The 18,081-nt window shown below is 71.8% G+C and carries 18 protein-coding genes; 3 read left to right on the forward strand and 15 right to left on the reverse strand.

All coding sequences use genetic code 11. From position 1 onward, the window contains the following. The 9 genes from mihF to pyrR form a co-directional block, all read right to left on the reverse strand. On the reverse strand, positions 1 to 318 hold the full coding sequence (gene mihF, locus ABGB05_RS20480; RefSeq protein ID WP_331216915.1) for an integration host factor, actinobacterial type: 318 nt from the start codon (positions 316 to 318) through the stop codon (positions 1 to 3). Positions 319 to 489: 171 nt separating this feature from the next. Further along, a complete protein-coding gene (pyrF, locus tag ABGB05_RS20485) occupies positions 490 to 1,332 on the reverse strand; it encodes an orotidine-5'-phosphate decarboxylase (RefSeq protein WP_347655056.1) in 843 nt (280 codons plus the stop codon). A 40-nt stretch (positions 1,333 to 1,372) separates the two neighbouring features. After that, complete coding sequence (locus ABGB05_RS20490; protein ID WP_347655132.1) at positions 1,373 to 2,647, reverse strand: adenosylmethionine--8-amino-7-oxononanoate transaminase; 1,275 nt, start codon at positions 2,645 to 2,647, stop codon at positions 1,373 to 1,375. A 55-nt stretch (positions 2,648 to 2,702) separates the two neighbouring features. Further along, complete coding sequence (locus tag ABGB05_RS20495) at positions 2,703 to 3,713, reverse strand: quinone-dependent dihydroorotate dehydrogenase (protein ID WP_347655133.1); 1,011 nt, start codon at positions 3,711 to 3,713, stop codon at positions 2,703 to 2,705. A gap of 47 nt (positions 3,714 to 3,760) precedes the next feature. Next, a complete protein-coding gene (gene carB, locus ABGB05_RS20500; protein ID WP_347655057.1) occupies positions 3,761 to 7,084 on the reverse strand; it encodes a carbamoyl-phosphate synthase large subunit in 3,324 nt (1,107 codons plus the stop codon). Continuing rightward, positions 7,077 to 8,261: a glutamine-hydrolyzing carbamoyl-phosphate synthase small subunit gene (gene carA, locus ABGB05_RS20505; RefSeq protein ID WP_347655058.1), complete on the reverse strand. Its 1,185-nt coding sequence runs from the start codon at positions 8,259 to 8,261 to the stop codon at positions 7,077 to 7,079. The genes carB and carA overlap by 8 nt, the downstream gene beginning before the upstream one ends. Before the next feature lie 43 nt (positions 8,262 to 8,304). Next, positions 8,305 to 9,585: a dihydroorotase gene (locus ABGB05_RS20510; RefSeq protein WP_347655059.1), complete on the reverse strand. Its 1,281-nt coding sequence runs from the start codon at positions 9,583 to 9,585 to the stop codon at positions 8,305 to 8,307. After that, the gene (locus ABGB05_RS20515) at positions 9,582 to 10,505 is read right to left on the reverse strand and encodes an aspartate carbamoyltransferase catalytic subunit (RefSeq protein WP_347655060.1); all 924 of its coding nucleotides are present in this window, start codon (positions 10,503 to 10,505) and stop codon (positions 9,582 to 9,584) included. Before ABGB05_RS20515 ends, ABGB05_RS20510 begins: the two co-directional genes overlap by 4 nt. Next, positions 10,502 to 11,089: a bifunctional pyr operon transcriptional regulator/uracil phosphoribosyltransferase PyrR gene (pyrR, locus tag ABGB05_RS20520; RefSeq protein ID WP_347655061.1), complete on the reverse strand. Its 588-nt coding sequence runs from the start codon at positions 11,087 to 11,089 to the stop codon at positions 10,502 to 10,504. The genes ABGB05_RS20515 and pyrR overlap by 4 nt, the downstream gene beginning before the upstream one ends. 290 nt (positions 11,090 to 11,379) lie before the next feature. On the opposite strand from pyrR, the gene ABGB05_RS20525 reads away from it, so the two are divergent. Next, positions 11,380 to 11,868, forward strand: a complete 489-nt coding sequence (locus ABGB05_RS20525; protein ID WP_101366736.1) for a transcriptional regulator — start codon at positions 11,380 to 11,382, stop codon at positions 11,866 to 11,868. 161 nt (positions 11,869 to 12,029) lie between these two features. Here the strand turns inward: ABGB05_RS20525 and nusB are convergent, their stop codons facing one another. The 5 genes from nusB to ABGB05_RS20550 form a co-directional block, all read right to left on the reverse strand. After that, complete coding sequence (nusB, locus tag ABGB05_RS20530; protein WP_347655134.1) at positions 12,030 to 12,440, reverse strand: transcription antitermination factor NusB; 411 nt, start codon at positions 12,438 to 12,440, stop codon at positions 12,030 to 12,032. 23 nt (positions 12,441 to 12,463) lie between these two features. Continuing rightward, positions 12,464 to 13,021 carry an elongation factor P gene (gene efp, locus ABGB05_RS20535; protein WP_347655062.1) on the reverse strand — a complete coding sequence of 186 codons (558 nt, stop codon included), beginning with the start codon at positions 13,019 to 13,021 and terminating at the stop codon, positions 12,464 to 12,466. 173 nt (positions 13,022 to 13,194) lie between these two features. After that, positions 13,195 to 13,626 (reverse strand): type II 3-dehydroquinate dehydratase, encoded by a 432-nt coding sequence (gene aroQ / locus ABGB05_RS20540; protein WP_347655063.1) that lies wholly within the window; start codon positions 13,624 to 13,626, stop codon positions 13,195 to 13,197. Further along, complete coding sequence (gene aroB, locus ABGB05_RS20545) at positions 13,623 to 14,711, reverse strand: 3-dehydroquinate synthase (RefSeq protein ID WP_347655064.1); 1,089 nt, start codon at positions 14,709 to 14,711, stop codon at positions 13,623 to 13,625. The genes aroQ and aroB overlap by 4 nt, the downstream gene beginning before the upstream one ends. 66 nt (positions 14,712 to 14,777) lie before the next feature. Continuing rightward, positions 14,778 to 15,152 (reverse strand): helix-turn-helix domain-containing protein, encoded by a 375-nt coding sequence (locus ABGB05_RS20550; protein ID WP_347655065.1) that lies wholly within the window; start codon positions 15,150 to 15,152, stop codon positions 14,778 to 14,780. A 123-nt stretch (positions 15,153 to 15,275) separates the two neighbouring features. Here ABGB05_RS20550 and ABGB05_RS20555 point away from each other — a divergent pair, with 123 nt between their 5' ends. Beyond that, positions 15,276 to 16,133, forward strand: a complete 858-nt coding sequence (locus tag ABGB05_RS20555) for an SDR family oxidoreductase (protein ID WP_347655066.1) — start codon at positions 15,276 to 15,278, stop codon at positions 16,131 to 16,133. 158 nt (positions 16,134 to 16,291) lie between these two features. On the opposite strand, the gene ABGB05_RS20560 is transcribed toward ABGB05_RS20555, so the two are convergent. Then, positions 16,292 to 17,251: a YafY family protein gene (locus tag ABGB05_RS20560; RefSeq protein ID WP_347655067.1), complete on the reverse strand. Its 960-nt coding sequence runs from the start codon at positions 17,249 to 17,251 to the stop codon at positions 16,292 to 16,294. Positions 17,252 to 17,333: 82 nt separating this feature from the next. Between ABGB05_RS20560 and ABGB05_RS20565 the strand changes: the two genes are divergently transcribed. Next, positions 17,334 to 18,077: an alpha/beta hydrolase gene (locus ABGB05_RS20565; RefSeq protein WP_347655068.1), complete on the forward strand. Its 744-nt coding sequence runs from the start codon at positions 17,334 to 17,336 to the stop codon at positions 18,075 to 18,077. The last annotated feature ends 4 nt before the right edge of the window (positions 18,078 to 18,081 follow it).

Genomic DNA, 18,081 nt, shown 5'->3' on the forward strand with positions numbered 1-18,081 from the left:
CTAGTTCGCCGAGAACTCTCCAAGCAGTGCCTTGCGCTGCTGCTCACCGAGGCCACGCAGGCGACGGCTGTCGGCAATCTTGAGCTTCTCCATGATCTGGGTAGCCCGGATCTTGCCGATTCCCGGCATCGCCTGAAGGACGGCGGAGACCTTCAGCTTGCCGACGACATCGTCCGCCTCCGCCCGGTCGAGGACGGCGGCCAGGGTGGTCTTGCCCTGCTTCAGCTCTTCCTTGAGCTTGGCACGGGCTTTGCGGATCTCCGCAGCCTTTTCCAGCGCGGCGGCACGCTGCTCGGGGCTCAGTTGGGGGAGCGGCACCAGTTCTCCTCAGGTCCCTATCGCGACGGGCGGAACGCACCGCCGCATCTGTGAAACGTGGTGTGCCTGGGAACCAAAGGGGTACGTGGTTCCCAGCGCCGGGAAAACTAGCGGTCAACGGAGCTTTCGGCAACGTGGGCGCGCCATGATCATGTCAGCGTGACCACAAGATCACTGACCGGCGGCGGTCAGCGCGGACCGGCAGTCGACCAGAACACGGTCCGCCGCGGCCCGCAACGCGGCCGGATCCGGGCCCGCGCCGAGCACCTCCCGGGAGTACGACGGGAGCACCGTGGAGAGCTCGTCGCCGAAGACCGTACGCAGGTCGGCGGCCCGTCCGCCCTGCGCGCCGAGGCCCGGCGCGAGCAGTGGCCCATTGACCTTGGACAGGTCGTGGCCGGTCTCCCCGATCGTGGCGCCGACCACGAGACCGAAGCTGCCCAGCGGCCGCGCACCCTCGTTGAGCTGGGAAATCTCGTCGATGACGGTCTGCGCCACGGTCCGGCCGTCCGCACTGCGGGCGCGCTGCACGCTCGCGCCCTCCGGGTTCGAGGTGAGCGCGAGCACAAAAACGCCGCCGCCGTGCGCGCGCGCCGCGTCGAACATCGGAGCGAGCGCGCCGACCCCCAGGAACGGGCTCGCGGTCACCGCGTCGACATGGAGAGGACTCGATGGATCAAGGTACGCGTCGGCGTACGCGGCGACCGTCGAGCCGATGTCGCCGCGCTTGACGTCGAGCAGAACGAGGGCACCGGCGGTCCGCAACTGTCGGATAATTGACTCAAGTACCGCGAGTCCCTGCGACCCGAACCGCTCGAAGAACGCGGACTGCGGCTTGACCACCGCGACCCGGTCGCCGAGCGCGTCGACCACGGTCCGGCTGAACCGGGTCAGCCCGGCCAGGTCGTCCGAGAGGCCCCACCGGGCCAACAGGGCCGGGTGGGGATCGATGCCCACGCAGAGTGGTCCCCGCTCCGCCATGGCCCGGTGCAACCGGCTGCCGAAGGTCTCCATCGTCTTCTCCTCTCCCCCGGGCCGCCCGGATGGCGACCCGTCAGCCGGCCGCGGCGGCGGCGCCGATCGCCGTACAGATCCGGGCCAGGTCCTCGTCGTCGGTGACGTACGGCGGCATCGTGTAGATCAGGTCCCGGAACGGCCGCAGCCACACCCCGTGCGCAACCGCAGCGGCGGTCGCCGCCACCATGTCGACCTCGTGGTCGAGCTGCACCACTCCGATCGCGCCCAGCACCCGGACGTCCGCGACCCCGGCAGCGGCCCGCAACGGCGTCAGACCGGCTTCCAGCCCCGCCCGCACCCTGGACACCTCCCCTGCCCAGTTTCCGGCCCGTAGCAGCCCGATGGAGGCGTTTGCGGCCGCGCAGGCGAGCGGGTTGCCCATGAACGTCGGGCCGTGGGCGAGCACGCCGGTCGCCGAGATGCCGTCGGCAATCGCCGGGGTGCAGAGCGTGGCGGCCATGCTCAGATAACCGCCGGTGAGCGCCTTGCCGACGCAGAGGACGTCCGGCGTCACCCCGGCGTGGTCCGCCGCGAAGAGCTCACCGGTCCGGCCGAACCCGGTGGCGATCTCGTCGAAGATCAGCACGATGTCGTGCGCGGCGGTGACCTCGCGCAGCACCCGCAGGTAGGCCGGATTGTGGAAACGCATCCCGCCGGCCCCCTGCACCACCGGCTCGACGATCACCGCGGCGATCTCGTCGGCGTGCCGCCGCACCGCGTCCACCAGGGACGCCGCGTACGCCTCGTCGACCGGGGCGTCGAAGCCGGCGGGGGGCAGGTCGGCGAAGACCTGCCGGGGCAGCACGCCGGTCCAGAGCGAGTGCATCCCGCCCACCGGGTCACAGACGCTCATCGGGTGGAACGTGTCGCCGTGGTAGCCGCCCCGCCAGGTGGCCAGCCGGTGCCGCCCCGGTCGACCCCGGCCCCGCTGGTACTGCAACGCCATCTTGACCGCGACCTCGACCCCGACCGAGCCGGAGTCGCAGAGGAAGACGTGCTCCAGACCGGACGGGGTGATCTCGACCAGGGTCCGGGCCAGTTCGACCGCCGGCTCGTGGGTGAGCCCGCCGAACATGACGTGGCTCATCCGGCCCAGCTGGTCGGTGACCGCCGCGTCCAGCGCCGGATGCCGGTAGCCGTGGATCGCCGCCCACCACGACGACATCCCGTCGACCAGTTCCCGGCCGTCGGCCAGGCGCAGCCGTACCCCGGCCGCGCTGTCCACCACGTACGGGTCGGTACGGGCCGGCATCGGGGCGTACGGGTGCCAGACGTGCGCCCGGTCCGCCGCGACGATCTCCTCGGGCGTCATGCCCGCCCGGCCCGGCGCCACCGTCTCCACGCCCATCGCCGTCCGCCTTCCGTGGTCAGTTCCGCGCCGCCCTGGCGAGTCCGCGGACCAGCCCCGGCCCGCGGTAGACGAACCCGGTGTAGAGCTGCACCAGCTCGGCGCCGGCGTCCAGCAGGGCGGTGCCGTCGGCCGGGTCGAGGATGCCGCCGACCCCGATCACCGGCAGCCGTCCCCCGGTCTCCCGGTGCACGAACGAGACCACCTGTCGGGCCCGGGCGGTCAGTGGTCGGCCGGAGAGCCCGCCCGCCTCGCCGGCCCGGGGCAGGTCGACCGGGGCCAGCCCGTCCCGTGCCAGCGTGGTGTTGGTGGCGATCACCCCGGCCGCGCCCCGGTCCAGGCAGACCTCCAGCAGCTCGGCGACCGCCGCGTCGGTCAGGTCCGGTGCGATCTTCACCAGCACCGGCTTCTCCCCCACCAGGGCGGTCAGCAGCGCGTCCAGGTGCGACCGGTCCTGCAGGGTCCGCAGCCCCGGCGTGTTCGGCGACGACACGTTGACCGCGAAGTAGTCGCCGTACGCGTACAGCGCCCGGTAGGAGGCGAGGTAGTCCTCGACCGCCTCCTCGATCGGGGTCACCTTGGACTTGCCGAGCGAGATGCCCAGCGGCACCCCCAGCGGCCGGTCCAGGACGGCCAGCCGGGCCGCCAGCGCCGCCGCGCCGGCGTTGTTGAAACCCATCCGGTTGATCACGGCGCCGCTGCTCGGCAACCGGAACAGCCGGGGCCGGGGGTTTCCCGGTTGCGCGTGCGCGGTGACCGTGCCGACCTCGACGAAACCGAAGCCGAGGGCCGGCCAGGCAGGCAGCGCCCGGCCGTCCTTGTCCATTCCGGCGGCCAACCCGACCGGGTTGGGGAAGTCGAGCCCGAAGACGGTACGCGGGGCGTGCACCGCGTACCGGGCCCGGAGCGCGGCCAACAGCGCCGGCCGCCGGGAGACCCCGGCGAGCCGGCGCAGCGTCCACTCGTGCGCCGCCTCGGCGTCCCCGCCGCCGATCCGGAACAGCGCCGGCCGGACGACCCGGTCGAACAGGGTCGGCGCCGCACCGGCCGGGCCGCCGGGCGTGGTGGTCGGCGCGGTCACTCGCCGGCCCGCAGCACCGCGTGCAGCTGCTGCAGCGGTCGGACCGTCATGTCGCCCCGGATCAGGGCCTCGATCCCCATCACCGCCGCCGCCGCACCCGGCACGGTGGTGATGCACGGGACGTCGGCGCCGACCGCCGCACTGCGGATCTCGTACCCGTCGGACCGGGCGCTGGCCCCCGAACCCTGCGGAGTGTTGATCACCAACCCGACCTCGCCGGCCGCGATCAGCGACACCGCGTCCGGGCCGTCGCCGTCCTCCTCGTAGTGCTTGCGGATCAGCTCGCAGGAGATGCCGTACCGGCGCAGCACCTCACCGGTGCCGACCGTGGCGACGATCTCGAAGCCGAGGTCGGCGAGACGCTTGATCGGGAAGATCATCCCCCGCTTGTCGCGGTTCGCGACGGAGACGAAGACCTTGCCCCGGGTCGGCAGCGAACCGTAGACCGCCGCCTGCGACTTGGCGAAGGCGTGCCCGAAGGCGGTGTCGATCCCCATCACCTCGCCGGTCGACTTCATCTCCGGTCCGAGCAGCGAGTCGATGCCCTTGCCGGTCGGGGTACGGAACCGCTTGAACGGCAGCACCGCCTCCTTCACCGCGACCGGCGCGTCGACCGGCAGTGAACCACCGTCCCCGGTCGGCGGCAGCAACCGCTCGGCCCGCAGCTCGGCGACCGTGGCACCGAGCATGATCCGGGCCGCCGCCTTGGCCAACGGCACGGCGGTCGCCTTCGAGACGAACGGCACGGTCCTGGAGGCCCGGGGATTGGCCTCCAGGACGTAGAGGACGTCGTCCTTGAGCGCGTACTGGACGTTCAGCAGACCGCGTACCCCGACACCGCGGGCGATCTCCACCGTGTAGCGGCGGACCGCCTCCAGGTGGGAGCTGGCCAGGGTGATCGGCGGCAGCGCGCAGGACGAGTCGCCGGAGTGGATGCCGGCCTCCTCGATGTGCTCCATCACGCCGCCGATGTAGACCTCACCGTCGGCGTCGCAGAGCGCGTCCACGTCGATCTCGATCGCGTCGTCGAGGAACCGGTCGACCAGGACCGGGTGGTCCGGCGAGATGTCGGTGGCCCGGGCGATGTAGTCGCGCAGCGTCGGGTCGTCGTAGACGATCTCCATGCCCCGGCCGCCGAGCACGTACGAGGGCCGGACCAGCACCGGGTAGCCGATCTCCTCGGCGATCGCCCGCGCCTCCTCGTACGAGGTGGCGGTGCCGTGCGCCGGCGAGCGCAGCCCGGCCGCGTCGAGCAGCGCGCCGAACGCGCCCCGGTCCTCGGCCAGGTGGATCGACTCCGGCGAGGTGCCGACGATCGGCACCCCGGCGTCCTTGAGCCGCTGGGCCAGCCCGAGCGGGGTCTGCCCGCCGAGCTGGACGACCACCCCGATCACGCCCGGCCCGCCGGCCGCCTTGCCGGAGCTGTCCTCGGCGTGCCAGACCTCCAGCACGTCCTCGAAGGTGAGCGGCTCGAAGTAGAGCCGGTCGGCGGTGTCGTAGTCGGTGGAGACGGTCTCCGGGTTGCAGTTGACCATCACCGTCTCGTACCCGGCGCTTCGCAGCGCCTGTACGGCGTGCACGCACGAGTAGTCGAACTCGATGCCCTGTCCGATCCGGTTCGGTCCGGAGCCGAGGATCAGCACCTTCGGCCGGTCCGACCCGGTCACCTCGGTCTCGTCGTCGTAGCTGCTGTAGTGGTACGGCGTACCGGCGGCGAACTCGGCGGCGCAGGTGTCCACGGTCTTGTAGACCGGGCGCAGCCCGAGCCGGTGCCGCAGGGTCCGGACCCCGTCCTCGGCGGCGAGTTCCGGGCGGAGCGCGGCGAGCTGCCGGTCGGAGATCCCGGCCCGCTTCGCCCGGCGCAGCAGTTCCTCGTCGAGGACGGCCGCGCCGACGATCTCGGCGCGCAACTCGACCAGGCCGGCGATCTGGTCGACGAACCACGGGTCGATGCCGCCGGAGGCGGCCGACACCTCGGCCACCGAGGCGCCGAGCCGCAGTGCCCGCTCCAGCGTGTAGAGCCGCCCGTCGTGCGGGGTGGCCAACGCGGCCAGGGTGCGCTCCAGGGTGACGCCGTCGGGGTCCGGCGTCGTCCAGAAGCCGGCCTCCTTCGTCTCCATCGAGCGCATCGCCTTGTTCAACGCCTCGGTGAAGTTGCGGCCCAGGCTCATCGCCTCACCGACCGACTTCATCGTGGTGGTCAGTTCCCGGTCGGCGGCCGGGAACTTCTCGAAGGCGAACCGGGGGATCTTCACCACCACGTAGTCCAGGGTCGGCTCGAACGCCGCCGGGGTCTGCAGGGTGATGTCGTTCGGGATCTCGTCCAGGGTGTAGCCGATGGCAAGCTTGGCGGCGATCTTCGCGATCGGGAAGCCGGTCGCCTTGGAGGCCAGCGCGGACGACCGGGAGACCCGGGGGTTCATCTCGATCACGACCAGCCGGCCGTCGCGCGGGTTCACGGCGAACTGGATGTTGCAGCCGCCGGTGTCCACGCCGACCTCGCGGAGCACCGCGATGCCGAGGTCACGCAGCCGCTGGTACTCCCGGTCGGTGAGGGTCATCGCCGGGGCGACCGTGACGCTGTCGCCCGTGTGCACACCCATCGGGTCGACGTTCTCGATCGAGCAGACCACCACGACGTTGTCGTTGCGGTCCCGCATCAGCTCGAGCTCGTACTCCTTCCAGCCGAGCACACTCTCCTCGATGAGGACCTCGTGCACCGGGCTCTCGGCCAGACCGGCGCCGGCGATCCGCTCCAGGTCCTCGTCGGTGTGCGCCATCCCGGAACCGAGGCCACCCATCGTGAACGACGGCCGGATCACCACCGGCAGGCCCAGCTCGGCCACGGTCTCCCGGACCTCGTCCATCGAGTGGCATACCCGGCTGCGCGGGGTCTCGCCGCCGGCCCGGGCGACGATCTCCTTGAACAGCTGGCGGTCCTCGCCCCGGCGGATCGCGTCGATGTCCGCGCCGATCAGCTCCACGCCGTACTTGGCGAGCACCCCGGACTCGTGCAGCGCGACCGCGGTGTTCAGCGCGGTCTGCCCACCGAGCGTGGGCAGCAGCGCGTCCGGGCGTTCCTTGGCGATGACCAGCTCGACGAACTCCGGGGTGATCGGCTCGACGTACGTCGCGTCGGCGAACTCCGGGTCGGTCATGATGGTCGCCGGGTTGGAGTTGACCAGGCTGACCCGCAGCCCCTCGCTGCGCAGCACCCGGCAGGCCTGGGTGCCGGAGTAGTCGAACTCGCAGGCCTGCCCGATGACGATCGGGCCGGAGCCGATCACCATCACGTGCTTCAGGTCGCTCCGCTTAGGCATGCTTGCCGCCTTCGATCAGTTCGGCGCCGCGTTGGCCCCTTCGTTCCACAAGTTCCACGAAACGGTCGAACAGGTAGTCCGCGTCATGCGGGCCGGCCGCCGCCTCGGGGTGGTACTGCACGGTGAACGCCGGCACGTCCTTGGCCCGCAGGCCCTCGACCACGTTGTCGTTGAGGCAGACGTGGCTGACCTCGACCCCGCCGAAGTCGGTGTCGATCACCTGGTCCGGCACCACCAGCCCCGCACCGGCGCCCGGCACCTCGACCGCGAAGCCGTGGTTGTGGCTGGTCACCTCGACCTTGCCGGTGGTCCGGTCCAGCACCGGCTGGTTGATGCCGCGGTGGCCGTACCCCAGCTTGTAGGTGCCGAAGCCGAGCGCGCGGCCGAGGATCTGGCTGCCGAAGCAGATGCCGAAGAGCGGGATCTGCCGCCGCATCACCTCCCGGGCCAGCCCGACCGGGTGGTCGGCGGTGGCCGGGTCACCGGGACCGGGCGAGAAGAAGACCGCGTCCGCGCCGGTGGCGACCAGGTCGTCGATGCTGGAGTTCGCCGGCAGCACGTGGGTCGTGACGCCGCGTGCGGCGAGCCGGCGCGGGACGTTCCGCTTGATGCCGAGGTCCAGGGCGGCGACGGTGAACCGGTGCTCCCCCTCGGCCTCGACCGTGTACGGCTTGGCCGTGCTCACCTCGGCCGACAGGTCCGCGCCGACCATCTTCGGCGCCTCGCGTACCCGGGCCAGCAGCGCCGCCGGGTCGACGTCGAGGCTGGAGACCCCGACCCGCATCGCGCCGCGGTCCCGCAGGTGCCGGGTCAGGGCGCGGGTGTCGACCCCGCTGATCCCGACCACACCCTCGCTGGCGAGCCGGTCCTCCAGACCGCCGGTGGCCCGCCAGTTCGAGCCGACCCGGGCCGGGTCCCGGACCACGTAGCCGGCGACCCAGATCCGGCCGGACTCGTCGTCCTCGTGGTTGACCCCGGTGTTGCCGATGTGCGGCGCGGTCTGCACCACCACCTGCCGGTGGTACGACGGGTCGGTGAGCGTCTCCTGGTAGCCGGTCATCCCGGTGTTGAAGACCGCCTCGCCGAAGGTCTCCCCGACACTGCCGTACGACTCGCCGCGGAAGGTCCGCCCGTCCTCCAGGACCAGGATCGCTGGTCGCCTTCTGTTGCTCACCACAGGCCTCCGATCCGGGTCGTGGGGTTGCGGAACTCGGTTCGGATCACTTCACGGCCTTTCCGTCCAGCACCGTCGGCTCGCCGCGCAGGAAGGTGGCGACGATCCGACCGGGCAGTGTGATTCCCGCGTACGGGGTGTTGCGGCTGCGGCTGGCCGTCTCGTTCGGGTCGATCGTCCGGCGGGCCGCCGGGTCGACCAGGGTCAGGTTGGCCGCCACGCCCGGCGCCGGGTCCCGACCGTGCTCGGTCAGGCCGGCGATCCGGGCCGGGGTACGGGACATCCGCTCGGCGATCAGGTCCCACCGCTCGCCGACGACGCTGAGCAGCACCGACAGCGCGGTCTCCAGGCCGAGCATGCCGGGCCGGGCGTACGCCCACTCGCACTCCTTGTCCTCCAGCGCGTGCGGGGCGTGGTCGGTGGCGACGATGTCGATGACCCCCTCGACCAGTGCCTCGCGCAGCGCGGTGACGTCGGCGGCGGTACGCAGCGGCGGGTTGACCTTGAAGACCGGGTCGTACGTCTCGGCGCGGGTGTCGGTGAGCAGCAGGTGGTGCGGGGTGACCTCGGCGGTGACCCGTACCCCACGGGCCCTGGCGTGCCGGAGCACCTCGACGCTGCCGGCGGTGGAGACGTGGCAGACGTGCAGCCGGCTGCCGACGTGTTCGGCGAGCAGCACGTCCCGGGCGATGATCGCCTCCTCGGCCACCGCCGGCCAGCCGGTGAGGCCGAGCCGGGTGGAGACCTCACCCTCGTGCATCTGGGCGCCCTCGGTCAGCCGGGGCTCCTCGGCGTGCTGGGCGATGACACCGTCGAACGCCTTGACGTACTCCAGCGCCCGGCGCATCAGCCGGGGGTCGGCGACGCAGTGCCCGTCGTCGGAGAAGATCCGGACCCGGGCGGCGGAGGAGGCCATCGCGCCGAGTTCGGCGAGTCGCTCGCCAGCCAGTCCGACGGTGACCGCGCCGATCGGCTGCACGTCGACCAGGCCGGCCTCGCGGCCGAGCCGCCACACCTGCTCGACCACGCCCGCGGTGTCGGCGACCGGGGAGGTGTTCGCCATCGCGCAGACGGCGGTGTAGCCGCCGAGCGCGGCGGCCCGGGATCCGGACTCGACGGTCTCGGCGTCCTCCCGGCCCGGTTCGCGCAGGTGGGTGTGGAGGTCGACCAGGCCGGGCAGGGCGACCAGCCCGTCGCCGTCGACCACGGCGGCGCCCCGGGTGTCCAGGCCGCGGCCGACCTCGGCCACCACGCCGTCGCGCAGCAGCAGGTCGGTCGGCTCGGCGCCGAGCACCCGGACCCCCCGGATCAGGTACGACTCGCTCATCGGTTCATTCCCCCCAGCAGCAGGTACAGGCAGGCCATCCGGACGGAGACCCCGTTGGTGACCTGTTCGACGATGGTGGACCGGGGTGAGTCGGCGACCTCCGGAGCGATCTCCATGCCCCGGTTCATCGGCCCGGGGTGCATCACGATCGCGTGGTCCGGCAGCCGGCGCATCCGGGGTCCGTCCAGCCCGTAGCGGCGGGCGTACTCCCGGGCCGACGGGAAGTAGGAGTCGGCCATCCGTTCCCGCTGCACCCGCAGCATCATCACCACGTCGGCGGTCGGCAGCACGGCGTCCAGGTCGTACGAGACCTCGGTGCCCGGGGCCAGTGCCGGCCCGATGTCGACCGGGATCAGGGTCGGCGGCCCGACCAGGGTGACCTTGGCCCCGAGGGTGGCCAGCAGCAGCACGTTCGAGCGGGCCACCCGGCTGTGCAGCACGTCCCCGACGACCGCGACGTGCAGGCCGGCGATCCGGCCGAGCCGGGACCGCATCGTGTACGCGTCGAGCAGCGCCTGGGTCGGGTGCTCGTGGGTGCCGTCGCCGGCGTTGAGCACCGAACCGTCCACCCAGTTGGCGAGCCGGTGCGGGGCCCCGGAGGCGGGGTGGCGGACCACCACCGCGTCGGCCCCCATCGCCTGCAGGGTCAGCGCGGTGTCCTTGAGGCTCTCGCCCTTGGAGACGCTGGAGCCCTTCGCCGAAAAGTTGATCACGTCGGCGGAGAGCCGCTTGGCCGCCGCCTCGAACGAGATCCGGGTCCGGGTGGAGTCCTCGTAGAAGAGGTTGACCACGGTCCGACCGCGCAGCGCGGGAAGCTTCTTCACCTCGCGGCCGGCGACGGTGGCCATCTCGGCCGCGGTGTCGAGGATCCGGGTGGCGGTGGCCGCGTCGAGGTCGGCTCCGGAAAGTAGGTGTTTCATTGGGGTGCGGTACCTCCGATGAGCCGGACCTCGTCGCCGCCGTCAGTCTCGGCGAGGGTCACCTTGACGCTCTCGGAGAGCGCCGTCGGGATGTTCTTGCCCACGTAGTCGGCCCGGATCGGCAGTTCGCGGTGTCCCCGGTCGACGAGGACGGCGAGCTGGACCGAGCTCGGCCGGCCGATGTCGTTCAGCGCGTCCAGGGCGGCCCGGGCGCTGCGGCCGGAGAAGAGGACGTCGTCGACGAGGATGACCCGCTTGCCGTCGATGCCACCGGAGGGCACCTCGGTCGGGCCGACCGCCCGGACGGCGTGCCGCCGGAGGTCGTCACGGTAGAGAGTGATATCGAGCACACCCACCGGTACGTCGATTCCCTCGAAGGCACTGATCCGCGCCGCCAGTCGGCGGGCCAACGGGGCTCCCCGGGTCGGGATACCGAGCAGTACGGTGTCGGCGGCGCCCTGGGTCTTCTCCAGGATCTGGTGGGCGATCCGGTCCACCACCCGGGCCAGCTCGACGCTGGTCAGGATCACCTTCACGGACGGTGGTGGGGCTGGCTGCGGCTGGGCAGCCTGCGGGTACGCCACGGCGGACCCCCTTCCCCGCCTCACGGGACGGGTCGTTAAAGGACGTCGGATTTCCGGCGCTCGCCATGGCGGCACGGGCCGGGGCTCCAGCCACGTTACCACTGGCCACGGGGCCGACCACGACCGGTGGCTGACCGGGCGGTCAGCTGACCGAAACCGGCACTTGGAACAGGATCTTTGGAATAGGTAGGTAACTAGCACTTGACCCCGTGTCGCATTCCCCGTACCGTCACGCTCCGTAGCGATCGCTGGGGAGATCCCCGACCAGCAACCAGCACTGGGAGTGCCGAATGCCCTCTGAATACGCCAAGTCGTTGGGCGCGCGTCTGCGCTCGATCCGTCAGCAGCAGGGACTCTCCCTGCAGGGGGTGGAGGAGAAGTCGAACGGGCGGTGGAAAGCCGTTGTCGTCGGCTCGTACGAGCGGGGCGACCGGGCCGTCACGGTGTCGCGCCTCGCCGAACTTGCCGACTTCTACCGGGTGCCCGTATCGGAGCTGCTGCCCGACGGCAGCGGGGTTCGTCATGAGCCGACGAACAAGATCGTTCTCGACCTGGAGCGGCTGTACGACGAGGCCTCCGAGGACCTCGCCTACGTCGCCCGCTATGCCCGGGCCATCCAGCAGCAGCGGGGTGACTACAACGGGCGGGTGCTGTCGATTCGCGCGGACGACCTGCGGGCGCTCGCGATCGTGTACGACTCGTCCCCCTCCGGTCTGATCGAGCGGCTCACCGAGCACGGTGTGCTCGTCGCCGACCCCCGGGCGCTCTTCGCGTCCTGATCCGCCCCTGACGCGGGGCCCGTACCTTCCGGTACGGGCCCCGCGTTCGTATCCGGAGTCGACCGGTCTGGGCCGACGGTGCCCTGCTGGGCGGGGATGACCGGATCACGGCCGGCCCCGGCTGCGGCGGGCAGCCGGGGCGGAAGAAGGGCCCTGACCCGTCAGCGGGTCGCGTACTCGGCGATCCGGCCCAGGATGCCGTTGAGGAAGCGCGGCGAGTCGTCGGTCGACATCTGCCGGGCCAGCTCGACCGCCTCGCTGATCGCCACCGCGTCGTCGATCTCGTCGACGTGGAGCAGTTCGTAGATGGCGATCCGGGCGAGGTTGCGGTCGACGACCGGCATCCGGTCCAGCGTCCAGCCCTCGGCGTAGCTGTCGATCAGCTCGTCGATCCGGGCCTGGTGTGCCGCGACGCCCTCGACCAGCCCGATCGCGTAGCCCATGTGCTCCGGACGGGGTTGTTCGAGCCGCTGCAGATAGCCGGCCAGCACCTCGACCGCCGGGCGGGACCGCAGGTCCGCCTCGTAGAGGACGTCCAGTGCCCGTTTGCGCGCCTTACGGCGGGCCGGCATCTGCTGCTTGGGGCCCTCGGCCATCAGGCTCGGCCGAGGTAACGACCGTCGCGGGTGTCGACCTTGATCTTCTCACCCGTGGTGATGAAGAGCGGCACCTGTACGGTCGCACCGGTCTCGACGGTCGCCGGCTTGTTGCCGCCGGTGGACCGGTCGCCCTGCAGGCCCGGCTCGGTGTAGGTGACCTCCAGCACGACGCTGGTCGGCAGCTCGATGTAGAGCGGCACGCTCTCGTGGGTGGCGACGATCGCCTCCGCCTCGGGCAGCAGGTAGTTGGCGGCCTCGCCAACGGTGCCGCCGGGGACGGTGATCTGGTCGTACGTCTCCAGGTCCATGAAGACGTAGTCCTCGCCGTCGGCGTAGAGGTACTGCATGTTGCGCTTGTCGACGGTGGCCGTGTCGACCTTGGTGCCCGCGTTGAAGGTCTTGTCGACGACCTTGCCGGAAAGCACGTTCTTGAGCGTGGTACGGACGAACGCGCCACCCTTGCCGGGCTTGACGTGCTGGAACTCGACGACGGCCCAGAGTTCACCGTCGAGGTTGAGAACCAGGCCGTTCTTGAGGTCGTTGGTGGTGGCCATTTCCTGCCTTGATCTTCAGGTCGGCGGACAGACCCGGCAAGTCTACAAGCCGCGTCCAGTTGATCTTGTCCTGGTGCGTCCGACCACCTGATGAGGCAAACCGCGACCGGGCGAAACGCGACCCTCCGTGGCGGCCGAAGATCAGCTCCACCTGGCGGCCCGGCGGCCGGAGATCAGCCCCGCCGGCCCGCCAGGTGGAGCAGGGCCAGCCGGTAGCCGTCCACGCCGAGGCCACAGATCACCCCGGTGGCGATCGCGGAGACCACCGAGTGGTGCCGGAACTCCTCCCGGGCGTGGATGTTGGAGATGTGCACCTCGACCAGCGGGCCGCGCAGCATCGCGCAGGCGTCCCGGACCGCGTACGAGTAGTGCGACCAGGCGCCCGGGTTCAGCACCACCGCCGCCTCCTCGTCGGCGGCGGCGTGCAACCAGCCGAGCATCTCGTGCTCGGCGTCGGTCTGCCGCACCTCGACGTCCAGCCCGAGTTCCCTGCCGGTCGCCTCGCAGCCCGCCACCAGGTCGGCGTAGCTGGTCACCCCGTACACGTCGACCTGGCGGGAGCCGAGGCGGCCCAGGTTGGGCCCGTTCAGCACGTACACCCTCACGCGACGACCTCCTCCGCGACCGCCGCGTACGCCTCGCGCAGCAGGGTGTCGTCCGGGCCGTCCAGGATGGCGGTCCGGGCCAGCCCGTCGAGCACCACGAACCGCAGCCGGTCGCCCCGGGCCTTCTTGTCCACCCGCATCGCGGCCAGCAGGTCCGGCCAGGCGTCCGCCCGGTACGAGGTCGGCAGACCGAGGATCGTCAGCAGGCGGCGGTGCCGATCGGCGGTCGGCTCGTCCAGCCGTCCGGCCCGGCTGGCCAGCGCGGCGGCGTAGACCATCCCGACCGAGATCGCGTGCCCGTGCCGCCAGCGATAGCCCTCGACCTTCTCGATGGCGTGCCCGAGGGTGTGCCCGTAGTTGAGGATCTCCCGCTGGCCGGCCTCGCGCAGGTCACCGGCGACCACGTCGGCCTTCACCCGGATCGCGCGCTCGACCAGTTCCCGGACCACCGGGCCGGCCGGGTCGACCGCCGCCGTCGGATCCGCCTCGATCAGCTCCAGGATCACCGGGTCGGCGATGAAGCCGCACTTGACCACCTCGGCCAGCCCGGCGGTCAGGTCGACCGCCGGCAGCGAGTCGAGCATCGCCAGGTCGCAGATCACCCCGGCGGGCGGGTGGAAGGCGCCGACCAGGTTCTTGCCGGCGGCGGTGTTGATCCCGGTCTTGCCGCCGACGGCGGCGTCGACCATGCCGAGCAGCGAGGTCGAGACCGGCACCCAGCGGACCCCGCGCAGCCAGCAGGCGGCGACAAAACCGGCCACGTCGGTGACGGCGCCGCCGCCGATCCCGACCACCGCGTCGGTACGGGTGAAGCCGGCCGCGCCGAGCTGCTCCCAGCAGCGGGCGGCGACCTCGACGTTCTTGCCGGCCTCAGCGTCGGGCACCTCGACCGTCAACGGTCGGATGCCGGCGGCGCCGAGCCGTTCGGCCAGGTCCTCGGCGTGCGCCTTGAGCGGCGGGGCGTGCAGCACCGCGACACGGTCGGCGCCGTCCAGCAGCGGCGGCAGGCCGGCCAGCAGGTCACGCCCGACGAGTACGTCGTACGGCCGCTCGCCACCAACGGGAATGCGGGTCAGCTCGGTCATCGATGCAGAGCCTAGAGGATTTCCGGCACGTCCCCGCACACCCGGGCCGGTGATACCGGGGACCGGTCAGGGGCGGCCGGCGTCGACCTCGGCCTGGACCAGGTGGATCAGCTCGACGATCGTGGTGGCGACCCGTTCCCCGAACGGGGTGAGGCTGTACTCCACGTGCGGCGGGATGGTGGTCTGCACGTCGCGGCGGACCAGTCCGTCGCGTTCCAGCCCCTGCAGGGTCTGGGCGAGCATCTTCTCGCTGACCCCGTCGACCCTGCGCCGCAGGGCGTTGAACCGGTACGACCCCTCGTGCAGGGCGGCCAGGGCGAGCATGCCCCACTTGCCGGCGATGTTCTCGACGATCCGACGGGACGAGCAGTCCTTGGCGAAGACGTCCGCGACCATCGTGTCGTCGCCGTCGTACCCGTCTGCCGGGATCCCCTCCGCCATGGCCCTTACGGTATCCGGCACCGCCATACTTACCGTTGTGATGGCACTCACCATAGCGTTGCACTTTCGAAAAGTTAGTGCAGTCTTGGCGGAAAGCGCGGAGAACCGCCGAAGGAGCTGAGCATGATCGTCGTCACCGGAGCGACCGGCCACTACGGGCCGCTGGCCATCGAGGAACTCCTGGCCCGGGGCGTACCCGCCGGTCAGATCGTCGCCATCGCCCGCGACCCGGGCAAGGCCGCCGGCCTCGCCGAGCGGGGTGTCCAGGTGCGCCAGGCCGACTACACCGACCCGGAGAGCCTGGCCGCCGCCTTCGCCGGCGCCGAGAAGCTGCTCTTCGTCTCCGGCAGCGAAGCCGGCCAGCGGATCCCCCAGCACCGCAACGTCGTCGACGCCGCCCGCGCCGCCGGGGTCCGGCTGATCGCCTACACCGGCATCCTCAACGCGGACACCACCACCATGGTCCTGGCCGGCGAGCACAAGGCCACCGAGGCGATGATCCGCGAGTCGGGGCTGCCCTACGTGTTCCTGCGCAACACCTTCTACCTCGAGGTCTACACGGCCAACCTGGGCCAGGCGGTCGAGCACGGCGCGATCGTCGACGCCGTCGGCGACGGCCGGATCTCCGGCGCCACCCGGGCCGACCTCGCCGCCGCCGGCGCGGTCGTGCTGACCACCGAGGGACACGAGAACCAGGCGTACGAGCTGGGCGGCGAGCCGGCCTTCACGCTGACCGAACTGGCCGAGGAGGTGAGCCGGCAGTCCGGCCGGACGGTCGCCTACCGCAACCTCTCCCAGCCCGAGTACACCGACTTCCTCACCAGCGTCGGCCTGCCCCGGCCGGTGGCCGAGATCTTCGCCGACGCCAGTGTCGGGGCAAGCCGGGATGAACTCTTCACCGACAGCGGCGACCTGCCGCGCCTGCTCGGCCGCCCCACCACCCCGCTCGCCGACGCGGTCGCCGCCGCCCTCAAGGGCTGACCGCCGGGTCTGCTGCGTACCCACGTTCCCCGGTCCGTCCCGGTGCTCGGGACGGACCGAAAACAGGCCGGCCAGACCGGGAACAGGCCAGACCGGGAACAGGCCGTCAGGCGATCGCCTCTCCGGGAGCGGCGTCGCGAACCGCGTCCGGCACCGGGTCAGCGCCGGTCCGCGTAGCCGGCGAGCCGGGCGGCGTACGCGCTGACGGCGTCGCGCAGTTCGCCGGGGCGTACGACGGTGAACGCCCAGCCGAGTCCGGCGAGCATCTGTGCCATCCCGGTCAGCTCCTCGGCCCGGGTCCGCAGCAGGACGCCGTCGGCGGTGCCGGTCAGCTCGGCGACGCTCGGCGGGATCCGCTGCCGGGCCTGGGCGAGATCGGTTTCCAGCAGCACCTCCACCTCCCAGCGGTACGCCACGCCGGCCAGTGACCGGGTGACGTGCCCGACCGGGTCGAAGTCCTCGGGTGCCTCGAAGGTCACCGAGCCGGGCGTGACCGAGGTGATCCGGTCGAGCCGGAAGGTCCGCACCTCGCCTCGCCGGTGGTCGTGGCCGGCGACGTACCACCGGCCGGAGTGGAACACCAGCCCGTACGGGTCGACGTCGCGCACCGACGCCTCACCGGCCCACGATCGGTAGCCGACGGTGACCCGGCGTCGCGCCCGGGTCGCCTCGCCGAGCGCCAGCAGGGTGGCGGTGGCCGGCCGGGGCGCCTCGGCCCGGGGCCGCAGGCTGAACCCGAGGGTCTGCTGTACGGCGGCGAGCCGCTCGGCGAGGGGCGCGGGCAGCACCCGACGGATCTTCGCCTCGGCGAGTCCGGCGGCTGGCGCGGCGGTGCCGAGCCCGAGCTGCTCGGCGGCGACCAGGCCGAGCATCACCGCCACCGCCTCGTCGTCGGTGAGCATCAACGGCGGGAGTTTGTAGCCGGGCTGGAGTCGGTAGCCACCGTACCGGCCCCGGGTGGCGAGCACCGGAATGCCGAGGTCGACCAGGGTGGTCGCGTACCGCCGTACGGTCCGTTCGTCGACGCCGAGCCGGGCGGCGAGGTCGGCGCCGGTGAGCCGGCGGTGGGCCTGCAGCAGTTCGAGCAGACCGAGCACCCGAGTGGCCGGATGTGGCACGGGTCACCATTCCAATCCGGGCGGAAGCTGTCCGGATTCAACCCTACCGTTCACGGCACATCGGCACGACGGAGGAAAACAGATGGCCACGTACGTACTCGTTCCCGGATTCTGGCTCGGCGCCTGGGCCTGGCAGGAGGTGACGGCCGGGCTGCGGGCGGCCGGTCACGAGGTCCACCCGGTCACCCTCACCGGACTCGCCGACCGGGCGCACCTGGCCGGTCCGGACGTCGGCCTGGAAACCCACACCACCGACATCGTGCGGCTGGTCGAGGAGGCGGACCTGCGGGACGTGGTACTGGTCGGACACTCCGGCGGGGCGATGCCGGTCCAGCAGGCGGCGGAGCGGATCCCGGACCGACTGTCCCGGGTGGTCTATCTGGACAGTGGGCCGCTGCCGGACGGCATGGCGCAGTTCGACACCCACCCGCCCGAGGAGCAGGAACGGCTCCGGAAGTTGATCGGTGACGGGCACCTGCTGCCGCCGCCGGCCTGGGATCCGGCCGAGGATCCGGCCAACCTCGCCGGACTGGACGACGAACTGCTCGACGTGCTGCGGACCCGGACCACCGGTCAACCGCTGCGCACCGCCACCGACCCGGTCCGGGTCGGCGGGGGCCGGGCAGTGCCGACCGCACTGGTCGTCTGCACGTTTCCGGTGGAGTTCGTCCGGGACATGGTGGCCCGGGGCAACCCGTTCTTCGCCGGGCTGGCCGGGGCCGAGCTCCACGGCCTGCCGACCGGACACTGGCCGATGCTCAGCGAGCCGAGGGCGCTGACCGACCTGCTGGACCGGCTCGGCCGGAAAGCCGTGCCGGTCGGCTGATCCG

It is taken from the genome of Plantactinospora sp. B5E13 (assembly GCF_039871775.1).
GTDB lineage: Bacteria > Actinomycetota > Actinomycetes > Mycobacteriales > Micromonosporaceae > Plantactinospora.